General features: G+C 67.4%; 9 protein-coding genes. 5 read left to right on the top strand and 4 right to left on the bottom strand.

Annotated elements, in window-relative coordinates; translation table 11 throughout:
* The first annotated feature begins 3 nt into the window (after positions 1-3).
* The 3 genes from A5753_RS21095 (at position 4) to A5753_RS21085 (ending at position 3,499) form a co-directional block, all read left to right on the top strand.
* Positions 4-1,065 carry a YvcK family protein gene (locus A5753_RS21095; protein WP_156656188.1) on the top strand — a complete coding sequence of 354 codons (1,062 nt, stop codon included), beginning with the start codon at positions 4-6 and terminating at the stop codon, positions 1,063-1,065.
* Positions 1,062-2,039, top strand: coding sequence for a DNA-binding protein WhiA (gene whiA, locus A5753_RS21090; protein ID WP_067133159.1), 978 nt, complete (start codon positions 1,062-1,064; stop codon positions 2,037-2,039). The genes A5753_RS21095 and whiA overlap by 4 nt, the downstream gene beginning before the upstream one ends.
* Positions 2,040-2,104: 65 nt before the next feature.
* The gene (locus A5753_RS21085; protein ID WP_067133156.1) at positions 2,105-3,499 is read left to right on the top strand and encodes a wax ester/triacylglycerol synthase family O-acyltransferase; all 1,395 of its coding nucleotides are present in this window, start codon (positions 2,105-2,107) and stop codon (positions 3,497-3,499) included.
* Between the two features lie 58 nt (positions 3,500-3,557).
* Here the strand turns inward: A5753_RS21085 and A5753_RS21080 are convergent, their stop codons facing one another.
* The 4 genes from A5753_RS21080 to A5753_RS21065 all read right to left on the bottom strand — a co-directional run bounded on the left by A5753_RS21080 (position 3,558) and on the right by A5753_RS21065 (position 8,295).
* Positions 3,558-4,403 carry a DUF559 domain-containing protein gene (locus A5753_RS21080; protein ID WP_067132858.1) on the bottom strand — a complete coding sequence of 282 codons (846 nt, stop codon included), beginning with the start codon at positions 4,401-4,403 and terminating at the stop codon, positions 3,558-3,560.
* A gap of 131 nt (positions 4,404-4,534) precedes the next feature.
* A complete protein-coding gene (locus tag A5753_RS21075; protein ID WP_197694764.1) occupies positions 4,535-5,800 on the bottom strand; it encodes an alpha/beta hydrolase in 1,266 nt (421 codons plus the stop codon).
* 5 nt (positions 5,801-5,805) lie between these two features.
* Positions 5,806-7,437 (bottom strand): acyl-CoA ligase FadD12, encoded by a 1,632-nt coding sequence (gene fadD12, locus A5753_RS21070; protein WP_067132852.1) that lies wholly within the window; start codon positions 7,435-7,437, stop codon positions 5,806-5,808.
* Positions 7,438-7,440: 3 nt separating this feature from the next.
* Entirely contained in the window at positions 7,441-8,295 is an 855-nt protein-coding gene (locus A5753_RS21065; RefSeq protein ID WP_369829346.1) for a lysophospholipid acyltransferase family protein, read from the bottom strand.
* A gap of 292 nt (positions 8,296-8,587) precedes the next feature.
* Here A5753_RS21065 and A5753_RS21060 point away from each other — a divergent pair, with 292 nt between their 5' ends.
* Both A5753_RS21060 and A5753_RS21055 read left to right on the top strand, forming a co-directional pair.
* Complete coding sequence (locus A5753_RS21060) at positions 8,588-10,345, top strand: DUF3556 domain-containing protein (protein ID WP_067132846.1); 1,758 nt, start codon at positions 8,588-8,590, stop codon at positions 10,343-10,345.
* Positions 10,342-11,766 (top strand): NAD(P)/FAD-dependent oxidoreductase, encoded by a 1,425-nt coding sequence (locus A5753_RS21055; RefSeq protein ID WP_067132843.1) that lies wholly within the window; start codon positions 10,342-10,344, stop codon positions 11,764-11,766. Before A5753_RS21060 ends, A5753_RS21055 begins: the two co-directional genes overlap by 4 nt.
* Positions 11,767-11,769 lie beyond the last annotated feature (3 nt).

Genomic DNA, 11,769 nt, shown 5'->3' with positions numbered 1-11,769 from the left:
CCGGTGAACCGGGGCATCGTCGCGCTGGGCGGCGGACATGGCCTGTACGCGACGCTGTCGGCGGCCCGTCGGCTGACTCCCCATGTCACCGCGGTCGTGACCGTCGCCGACGACGGTGGTTCCTCCGGCCGGCTGCGCAGCGAACTGGACGTCGTGCCGCCGGGCGATCTACGAATGGCGTTGGCCGCCTTGGCATCTGACAGCCCGCACGGGCGGCTGTGGGCGACCATTCTGCAGCACCGGTTCGGCGGCAGCGGCGCCCTGGCCGGGCATCCGATCGGCAACCTGTTGCTGGCCGGCCTATCCGAAGTGCTGGCCGATCCGGTGGCCGCACTCGACGAGCTGGGGCGCATCCTCGGCGTCAAGGGTCGGGTGTTGCCGATGTGCCCGATCGCGCTGCAGATCGAGGCCGACGTCTCCGGTCTGGAAAGCGACCCGCGGATGTTCCGGCTGATCCGCGGCCAGGTGGCGATCGCGACCACACCGGGCAAGGTGCGCCGCGTGCGGCTGCTGCCAGACAACCCGCCGGCGACGCGGCAGGCCGTCGACGCCATCATGGCCGCCGATCTGGTGGTGCTGGGCCCTGGCTCCTGGTTCACCAGCGTGATCCCGCATGTGCTGGTGCCCGGATTGGCGGCGGCGCTGCGGACGACCACCGCGCGGCGCGCCCTGGTGCTCAATCTGGTGGCCGAGCCGGGGGAGACCGCGGGCTTCTCCGTCGAGCGTCATCTGCACGTGCTGGCGCAGCACGCACCGGAATTCAGCGTGCACGACATCATCATCGACGCCGAACGGGTGCCCAGTGAGCGCGAACGCGATCAACTGCGCCGCACCGCCACGCTGCTTTCGGCCGAGGTCCACTTCGCCGACGTGGCCAGACCTGGTACACCTTTACATGATCCGGGCAAGCTCGCGGCGGCCCTGGACGGGGTCCGGGCGGCCCGTAAAGCTCCGGGAGCGTCTTCGGTGACGGCCACCGCGGATATTCGGGTGGACGGTGCAAGCCCACAAGCCGGGGATGGGCCGGCCGGCAGTGGACCAAGGGGTGATGACGCGTGGCGATGACGACCGAAGTCAAGGACGAACTGAGCCGCCTCATCGTGAAATCGGTCAGCGCCCGCCGGGCGGAAGTCACCTCCCTGCTGAGGTTCGCCGGCGGGCTGCACATCGTCGGCGGCCGCGTCGTGGTCGAGGCCGAGGTGGACCTGGGCAACGTCGCGCGGCGATTGCGCAAGGACATCTTCGAACTCTACGGATACAACGCCGTCGTGCATGTGTTGTCGGCCAGCGGGATTCGCAGGAGCACCCGGTACGTCTTGCGGGTGGCCAATGACGGTGAGGCGCTGGCCCGCCAGACCGGCCTGCTCGACAATCGCGGCCGCCCGGTTCGCGGTCTGCCCGCGCAGGTGGTGGGCGGCAGCGTGGGCGATGCCGAAGCCGCATGGCGAGGAGCCTTCCTGGCGCACGGGTCGCTGACCGAGCCGGGACGTTCGTCGGCGCTGGAAGTCAGCTGCCCCGGCCCCGAGGCGGCGCTGGCGCTGGTGGGCGCCGCGCGGCGGCTCGGTGTCAGCGCGAAGGCCCGCGAGGTGCGCGGCGCCGACCGGGTGGTGGTGCGTGACGGCGAGGCGATCGGCGCACTGCTCACCCGGATGGGCGCCCAGGACACCCGGCTGGTGTGGGAGGAGCGCCGGATGCGGCGCGAGGTTCGGGCCACCGCCAACCGGCTGGCCAACTTCGACGACGCCAACCTGCGCCGATCGGCGCGGGCGGCGGTGGCGGCGGCGGCCCGGGTGGAGCGGGCGCTGGAGATCCTGGGCGACACCGTTCCGGACCATCTGGCCTCGGCCGGGAAGCTGCGCGTCGAGCACCGGCAGGCATCGCTGGAGGAGCTCGGCCGCCTCGCCGACCCACCGATGACGAAAGATGCTGTGGCGGGCCGTATTCGGCGGCTGTTGTCGATGGCCGATCGCAAGGCGAAGGTCGAGGGCATTCCCGACACCGAGTCGGCGGTCACGCCGGATTTGCTGGAGGACGCCTGATCGCGTCCCGCCAAATGTGGAGCATTTGCTGGTGAGGACGGGTGTGGGGGGGTTACGGTCAGGTGATGAAACGGCTTTCGAGTGTCGATGCGGCGTTTTGGTCGGCGGAAACCGCGGGCTGGCACATGCACGTGGGGGCGTTGGCAATTTGCGACCCGAAGGAATGCTCCGAGTACAGCTTTCAACGCCTGCGTCAATTGCTGATCGAGCGCCTGCCTGAGGTACCTCAGTTGCGCTGGCGGGTCACCGGCGCGCCGCTGGGCCTGGATCGGCCCTGGTTCGTCGAAGACGAAGAGCTGGACGTGGACTTCCACGTCCGCCGCATTGGCGTTCCCGCGCCGGGCGGTCGCCGTGAGCTCGAGGAGTTGGTGGGCCGGTTGATGTCCTACAAGCTGGACCGCTCCCGGCCGCTGTGGGAGATGTGGGTGATCGAGGGCGTCGAGGGTGGCCGGATGGCCACGCTGACCAAGATGCACCACGCTATCGTCGACGGGGTCTCGGGCGCCGGCCTGGGTGAGATTCTGTTGGACGTCACGCCGGAACCGCGTGCGCCGCAACAGGAAACGGTCGGATCGCTGGTGGGTTTCAAACTGCCGGGGCTGGAACGGCGCGCCGTCGGCGCGCTTATCAATGTTGGTGTCAAGACGCCGTTCCGCATCGCTCGGCTGATGGAGCAGACCGTGCGACAGCAGGTCGCTGCCCTGGGTGTGCGCAGCAAGCCGTCGCGCTACTTCGATGCGCCGAAAACCCGGTTCAATGCTTCGGTCTCGCCGCACCGGCGCATCACCGGCTGCCGCGTCGAACTGGCGCGCGCCAAAGTCATCAAGGACGCGTACGGCGTCAAGCTCAACGACGTCGTGCTGGCATTAGTGGCCGGCGCCGTGCGGGACTACTTACAGAAGCGCGGCGAGCTGCCCGCCAAACCGCTCATTGCGCAGATCCCCGTATCCACCCGTACCGATGAGAACAAGGACGACGTCGGCAACAAGGTGGGTTCGATGACGGTGTCCCTTGCCACCGATGTGGAGGACCCCGGCGAGCGGCTGCGAGTCATCCACGACAGCACGCGAAGTGCGAAGTTGATGGCCAAGGCGTTGTCGGCGCATCAGATCATGGGGCTGACCGAAACGACGCCGCCGGGACTGTTGCACCTGGCCGCACGGGCCTACACGGCCAGCGGCCTGTCGCGAAACCTCGCCCCGATCAACCTGGTCGTCTCGAACGTCCCCGGCCCGTCGTTCCCGCTGTATATGGCCGGCGCGAAACTGGATTCGCTGGTGCCGCTGGGACCGCCGGTGATGGACGTTGCGCTGAACATCACCTGCTTCTCCTACACCGATTACCTGGACTTCGGTTTCGTGACGACGCCCGAGGTGGCCAACGACATCGACGACATGGCCGATCGGATCGAGCCGGCGTTGACCGACCTAGAGAAGGCCGCGGCGCGCGAGAGCGATTAGGGGCGAGTGCCTCTGGGTGAGCGTCACGCTAGCGTGACCGCCGCAGGCGAGCGTCACGCTAGCGTGACACTCGCCGCGCCAAGGCGCCTCGTACCCGGCTGATGATCTCGGCGGGTCGATCCCCCAGGACGACTCGAATGACGATCCAGCCCAAGCGCTCAAGGGTCTCCCGCCGCCGGACATCCCACGTGTATTGCCGGCGATTTCGCCGGTGTTGCTCGCCGTCGTACTCGACAGCAACCTTTAGATCCTCCCAGCCCATATCGAGGTAGTAAGTTACTTCGCCGAACTCGTCGCTGACTGGGATCTGCGTTTGTACTCTTGGCAAGCCCGCCCGTGTCAGTAGAAGTCGCACCCACGTTTCCCTAGGCGACTGCGCGCCGGCATCCGCGAGACCGATTGCGTTGCGCGCCGAGTGAATTCCGCGTCGGCCCGGATACCGCTCGGCGAGCAACTGAGCCTCAGTCACCTTGCAGTCGGTCGCGCGCAACAGATCATCGATCGCGGCGACGGCGTCGTCAAGCGGATACCAGCACCCCAAGTCGACAGCAGTCCGGGCCGGCGTCGTCACAGGTACGCCGCTGATCAGAATTACTTCATCGTCTTCTATCCGGTCACTGTGGATTCGCAATCCTGGCGACGGGTTTCTGTTGCTATGAAGGAGCTCAAGCGGCGCGGTGGCGTCCGCCCATTCGGCACCGTGAACAGCGGCAGCCGAGAGCCCCGCGACAATGCCTCGCCGGCGCGACCAGAGCCACACCGCGCGGGCGCGAACCAGTGGAGTCAGCTCGGCGTCAGGGTTGACATAAACATCGCGCACCAACTTCATATAGTGCGTGCGCAGAGCACTCTTGACGACTTCTCCGTTCGCGACGGCCTCACTGCCGATGAAAGGCTGCGCCATCGCGGTAGCGTCGCATAAACGGCACCTCGCGTCAGGTCACCAGGGCCGTCCATCCACAACCAGTCAAGCTAGCGCGACGCTCGCGCGCCACGGCCGCGCTAGCGTGACGCTCGTCGCGGTGACGTAGCGTCTCAGCCGCGCTCGGGCGGATTAGTCGCGTACACCCACGACAGGAATCGAGCCACGGCCTCCGCGGACCGATGCGCCCGCGGAGAGCTGAAGATGTCGAAAGCGTGTTGCGCGTGCGGCAATTCGGCGTAGGCGACCGGGTTCTTGGATACCCCGCGCAGTTCCTCGACGAACTCTTCGGCCTCGCCGACGGGGATGAGTGAATCGTCGTGGCCGTGCAGGACGAAGAAGGGCGGTGCGTCGGCGCGCAGCCGCCGGATCGGGGAGGCGTCGACGTAGATGTCGCGGTGCGTGGTGAATTTCTTTTTGACAACGAACTTTTGGAGCAGGTCCACGAATTCGCGCCGGCCTTCGCCCTCGGTGGAGAACCAGTCATAGCGTCCGTACACGGGCACCGCGGCGACCACCGAGGTGTCGGCGTCTTCGAAACCGGGCTGGAATTTCGGGTCGTTGGGCGTCAGCGCGGCGAGCGAACACAGGTGGCCGCCGGCGGATCCACCGGTGATCGCCACGAAGTCCGGATCCCCGCCGTAGCGGGAGATGTTCTCCTTGACCCAGGCCAGCGCGCGTTTGACGTCGACGATGTGGTCGGGCCAGGTGTGGCGCGGCGACACCCGGTAGCCGATCGACACGCACACCCAGCCGCGGGCGGCGAGGTGGCTCATCAGCGGATAGGCCTGGGGCCGGCGCATCCCGATCACCCAGGCGCCGCCCGGGACCTGCAGCAGCACCGGCGCCTTGCCGTCGCGCGGCAGGTCGTGGCGGCGCCAGATGTCGGCGAGATTCGCGCGGCCGTGTGGACCGTAGGACACCACGTTGGTCTTCTCGACGTAGCGGCGGCGGGCGATGGTGTTGCCCAGCGGCAGGGTGCGCCGTCCGCTGCGTGTCGGTGTCGCCTGGGGCAGCTTGTTTAGCGCCTCTTCGTAGTCGTCGCCCAGTTGGTCGCGCAGCCCCGCCTCCAGCACCGGCCCGGGAGTGGTGACCCCGCGATACTTGATCACGCCCAGGACGGCCCAGGACGCCACGGTCAGCGCCAGCGCAGCCTTGCCGCGCCGTCCCGCGAAGTCGCCGCGGCGACCCCGCCGCAGCGCGTCGAGCAGCGACGCGGAGAAGTAGACGCCGGGCACCTCCGAGGCCGGCCAGCCGAACCAGAAGACCAGCACGGTGCTGTAGCCCTTGCGGGCCAGCGGACGTAATCCGTTGGCCGCGTTGGCCAACTCGAGCGCGGCCCGCGCCAGCGGCCGCGGCTTTCTGATCGTCCGGGCCAGCCGCGTCACCCCTGCACCCGCGCTTGCAAGTCGGCGCGCAGGATCTTGCCGGTGCTGCTGCGTGGCAGTTCGTCCAGCACGGTGATTTCGCGCGGGATTTTGTAGCTGGCGAGGTTCTCCCGCACGTGCTGCTTGAGCGCCTCGGGAGCGGCGGCCGCGTCGAGGGTGGCGCCGGGCTCCAGCACCACGAAGGCCGCCAACCGCTGCCCGTATTGTTCGTCGTCCACGCCGATCACCGACGCCTCCGCCACGTCGGGGTGTGCCGCCAGGGTCTTCTCTACCTCGATCGGGTACACGTTCTCGCCGCCGGACACGATCATCTCGTCGTCGCGGCCGACGACGAACAGGCGCCCCGCCTCGTCGAGGTATCCCACGTCGCCCGAGGACATGAATCCGGCGTGAAAGTCCTTGGTACTACCCGAGGTGTAGCCGTCAAACTGGGTGTTGTTGCGCACGTAGATGCTGCCGACCTCGCCGGTGGGCAGCTCGTTGAATTCCGGGTCCAGGATCCGGATTTCGGTTCCCCCCGCGGGCCGGCCCGCGGTGTCGGGTGCGGCCCGCAGGTCCTGCGGGGTGGCGGTGGCGATCATGCCTGCCTCGGTGGCGTTGTAGTTGTTGTAGATCACGTCGCCGAACGCATCCATGAACGCGATAACCACGTCGGGCCGCATCCGCGACCCCGATGCCGCGGCGAATCTCAGGGACCGGCCGCTGTAGCGGCGTCGCACCTCGGCGGGCAACTCCATGATGCGGTCGAACATCACCGGGACCACGGCAAGCCCGGTGGCCTGGTGGCGGTCGATGAGGTCCAGCGTGGCCTCGGGGTCGAATTTGCGCCGGGTGATCACCGTGCAGGCCATCGACGCGGCGAAGATCAACTGGGAGAAACCCCAGGCGTGGAACATCGGCGCGACGATCACGATGTTCTCCTCGGCCCGCCACGGCGTGCGGTCCAGAATCGCCTTGAGCGTGCCTATTCCGGCGTTGCCGCCGGTTTGGTTGGCGCCCTTGGGCGTTCCGGTGGTGCCGGAGGTGAGAAGAATCATCCTGCCCTTGCGGCCGGAGCGCCGCGGTTGTTGCCCGGCGTGTTCGGCGATCAGCTTCTCGACGGTCAGGTCGTGTTGGTCGTCGGTCCAGGCCACGATGCGGCTGGCGTCCGGCTTGTCGGCGAGCGCGCGATCCACCGTCGGCGTGAATTCCTCGTCGTAGACCACGGCGTCGACACCCTCGCGATTGACCACCTCCGCCAGCGCCGGCCCGGCGAACGAGGTGTTGAGCAGCACGACGTCGGAGCCGATCCGGTTAGTGGCCACCACCGCCTCGACGAAGCCGCGGTGGTTGCGGCACATGATGCCCAAGACCTTCGGCTGCCCGCCGGGTAGGTGCTGCAGCGCGGCGCCGAACGCGTTGATCCGTTGGTCGAGTTCCCGCCAGGTCAATGTCCCGAGTTCGTCGATCAGCCCGGGACGGTCGGGGCAGCGCTGCGCCGCACCGGCGAATCCGACGGTCATGCCCATGCCCTCGCGGCGCATGGCCGCGGCCATCTTGAGGTAGCGGTCGGGCCGCATCGGCGCGATCATGCCGGCGCGGCTCAGCGTGGTGACCAGCCCGAGGGTCTCGCTCAAAGGATTCGGCATCGCTCAGCCCAGGATCGGGAAGCGACGCTTGGCGGCCAGTGCGGTCAGGGCCTCCTGCATCACCGACCGCACGTACTCGTCGACTTCGTCGACGTCGGGGTCGTCGCCGAACTGCTTGGCGATGTCGATGGGTTTCAGCACCTGGGTCACGATCTTGGTGGGCAGCGGCAGGTTCGGCGGGATCACCGCGCTCAAGCCGAAGGGAAAGCCGAACGACAACGGCAGAATCGCGCTGCGCAACAAGCGTTTGATGCCCAGCCGCTCGGCCAGCCAGGTGCCGCGGGTCAGATACAGCTGCGTCTCCTGCCCGCCGATGGACACCGCCGGCACGATCGGGACGCCGGCCTCGATCGCCGTGCGGATGTATCCCTTGCGGCCGTTGAAGTCGATGACGTTCTCCGAGAGGGTGGGCCGATAGGCGTCGTAGTCTCCGCCCGGGAACACGATCACCACCCCACCGGACCGCAATGCCTGCGCCGCGTTCTCGCGGTTGGCGCGGATGTATCCGGTGCGTCGGAAGAAATCTCCGGTAGGCCCGGTCATGAGGATGTCGTGGCTGAGCGTGTAGACCGGGCGGTCGTAGCCGAGTTTGTCGTAGAAGTGGACGGTGAAGATCGGGACGTCCATGGGGAACATGCCGCCGGAGTGGTTGCCGACCACCAGCGCTCCGCCGGGCGGGAACGTGTCCAGGCCGTGCACCTCGGACCGGAAGTAGGTTTTGAGGACCGGACGCATGACCGTCATCAGTCGCTGGGTCAAGCCGGGGTCGAATTTGCCGATGTCCCCGCCGTCGGGTTTGCCGTTGTCGGTCACGTTCCTCCCTTGACGCTCGCGCGGGGCCGCCTCGCCGAGTGGCATCGATGTTAGCGACCCGGGCCCGGCCGCTGTCATGGTGTTTCGCTTTGAAGATCCGGACGCCGACCGGGCCGGAAAGCGCTCGGCGCAGTCAGGAACCGTCCCGGTCCGACCCCGGCGCGGGCGGCGGTTCGCCCGTGTGCTGAATCAACGGTTGTCGCAGCTGCTTTCGTCACCGCTTCGCTGACGAGGTGGCCAGGCGCAGATGACTGACCCGCACAAATCGCAACACCCGCAGGGTGGTGCCGATACATTCGATGGGCCAGCTGGTTTCTAGACAGGAACGAGGCCGCCCATGGGATTCATGGCTCCGGAACTTCCGGACGTCGATCACAAGACCTGGCCGACCCTGCCCCGGGCCACCCGACTGCAAGTGGTCACGCGGCATTGGGCGGAGCACGGCTTCGGGACGCCGTACGCGGTGTATCTGCTGTATCTGCTCAAGATCCTGCTGTACATCGCGGCGCCCGCCGCCATCATCTCGCTCACTCCCGGCCTCGGCGGGCTGAGCCGCATCGGCGACTGGTGGACGCAACCCATCGTCTATCAGAAGGTCGTCGTCTTCACGCTGCTATTTGAGGTCATGGGCCTCGGCTGCGGATCCGGGCCGCTGACCGGGCGGTTCATGCCGCCGATCGGAGGCATCCTGTACTGGTTGCGGCCCAACACGATTCGCCTACCCGCCTGGCCCGGCAAGGTTCCGTTCACCCGTGGCGACACCCGCACCGTCGTCGATGTTGTGCTGTATGCCATCGTCCTGCTCGGCGGAGTGTGGGCGCTGTTGTCGCCGGGTCATGGCGGCCCGGTCACCGCCGCCGGCGACGTGGGGCTGCTCAACCCCGTCGTGGTGATCCCGACGATCGTCGCGCTGGCGCTGTTGGGTTTGCGCGACAAGACCATCTTCCTGGCCGCCCGCGGTGAACATTATTGGCTGAAACTGTTTGTGTTCTTCTTCCCGTTCACCGATCAGATCGCGATGTTCAAGATCATCATCCTGTGCCTGTGGTGGGGGGCGGCGACCTCCAAGCTCAACCACCATTTTCCGTACGTAGTGGCGGTGATGACGAGCAACAACGCGCTGCTGCGGCCCAGGCTGTTCACCCCGATCAAGCACCTGCTCTACCGCGACCACGTCAACGACCTACGGCCCACCTGGTTGCCGAAGCTGATGGCTCACGTCGGCGGCACGACGGCCGAATTCATCGTTCCCACGGTTCTGGTATTCGTCGCCGGCGACCAACCGTGGCGGTGGTTTTTGATCGGGTTCATGGTGGTCTTCCACCTCAACATCATCTCCAACCTCCCGATGGGAGTGCCGTTGGAGTGGAACGTGTTCTTCATCTTCTCGCTGTTCTACCTGTTCGGGCACTACGGCGGGATTCGTGCCACCGATCTTTCGTCGCCGCTGCTGCTGGCGCTCGTGGTGGTCGTGGTGGCCCTCGTGATCGCGGGAAACATGTTCCCCGAAAAGATTTCGTTCCTGCCGGCCATGCGCTACTACGCCGGCAACTGGGCCACCAGCCTGTGGTGCTTCCGGGCGGGCGCCGAGGAGAAGGTCGACTCCGAGGTCGTCAAAAGCTCCGCGCTCGTCGTCAATCAGCTGGCCCGGCTCTATGGCCCGGAGACCGCCGAAGTCATGGCGGACAAGGTGGCGGCATTCCGTGCGATGCATATTCACGGCCGGGCGCTCAACGGGCTGTTGCCGCGGGCGATCGGAAACGAGGCCGACTACAAGGTGCGCGAGGGCGAGGTGGTGGCCGGACCTTTGGTCGGGTGGAACTTCGGTGAAGGCCATTTGCACAACGAGCAGTTGCTCGAGGCGGTACAGCGACGCTGCAACTTCACTGACGGCGACCTTCGCGTGATCGTCCTCGAGGGGCAACCGATTCATATCCAGAAGCAGTGGTACCGCATCCTGGACGCCAAGACCGGATTGATCGAGGCGGGCTACGTCACCATCGAGGACATGGCGTCGCGTCAGCCATGGCCCGAGCCGGGTGACGAATTTCCGGTTCACCTCACCACCCAACCCGTCGTTCACGGCGAGTCATGACGAAGGCGGTAGTCGTCGGTGCCGGGCCCAACGGTTTGGCCGCTGCGATCCGGCTGGCCCGGGACGGCGTCGACGTCCAGGTGCTGGAGGCGCACGAGACCGCCGGCGGGGGGGCACGCTCCGGTGAGCTGACGGTGCCCGGCGTCATCCACGACCACTGCTCGGCGTTTCATCCGCTGGGCATCGGTTCGCCGTTCTGGAAGCAGGTGGACCTGCAGCGCTATGGGCTGGCGTGGAAGTGGCCGGAGGTCGACTGCGCGCACCCGCTCGACGACGGGACCGCCGGGGTGCTGTACCGGTCCCTCGATGAGACGACGGCCGGCATGGGACCCGACGCCTCCCGGTGGCGCCGCGCGGTCGGGGACCTTGCGGCCGGATTCGACGCCCTGGCCGAAGACCTGCTGCGTCCCGTGCTCAACATTCCTCGTCACCCGGTTCGCCTCGCCGCCTTCGGACCGCGCGCGATCCTGCCGGCCACCGCGATGGCCCGGTGGTTTCGTACCGAACAGGTGCGCGCGCTGTTCGGCGGATCGGCCGCGCACGTCTACACCCGCCTGGACCGCCCGCTCACCGCGTCGCTGGGGCTGATGATCCTGGCCAGCGGCCACCGATACGGGTGGCCGGTCGCCGAGGGGGGATCGGGCTCGATCACCAAGGCGCTCACCGCCGCCCTCGAAGCGCACGGCGGCGCGGTGACCAACGGAGTGACCGTCACGCGCCGCACTGACATCCCCGACGCCGACGTCGTCATGCTCGACCTGACTCCGGCGGCGGCGCTGAATATCTATGGGGATGCGATGCCGGGGCGCGTCAAACGCTCCTATGCCCGCTACCGCCAGGGCTCCTCGGCGTTCAAGGTCGACTTCGCCATCGAGGGTCACATCCCGTGGACCAATCCCGACTGCGGTCGCGCCGGCACCGTTCATCTAGGCGGCACGTTCGCCGAGGTCGCAGACACCGAACGACAACGCGCGCAAGGCAAGATGGCGCGGCGGCCCTTTGTGCTCGTCGGGCAGCAATACCTGGCCGACCCGTCCCGGTCGGCGGGCGGCATCAACCCGATCTGGGCCTACGCGCACGTGCCGTTCGGCTACACCGGCGACGCCACCGCCGCCGTCGTCGACCAGATCGAGCGCTTCGCCCCGGGATTCCGCGACCGCATCGTCGCGACGGTCAGCAAGGGCACCGCGGATCTACAGGCCTACAACCCCAACTTCATCGGCGGCGACATCATCGGCGGCGCCAACGACGGGCTGCAGGTCATCCTGCGGCCGCGCATCTCCGTCAACCCGTATGCGACCGGGGTGCCGGGTGTGTACCTGTGTTCGCAATCCACGCCGCCGGGAGCCGGAATCCACGGCCTGTGTGGCTACTACGCCGCCGAGGCGGCGCTGGGGTGGCTGCGGAAGCGTCGTCGATAGCCG

The sequence above is a fragment of the Mycobacterium sp. 852002-51971_SCH5477799-a genome (assembly GCF_001667145.1).
In the GTDB taxonomy this organism is placed as follows: domain Bacteria; phylum Actinomycetota; class Actinomycetes; order Mycobacteriales; family Mycobacteriaceae; genus Mycobacterium.
Note: the sequence above shows the minus strand (reverse complement) of the source record. Positions and strands in the feature narration are given on the sequence as shown.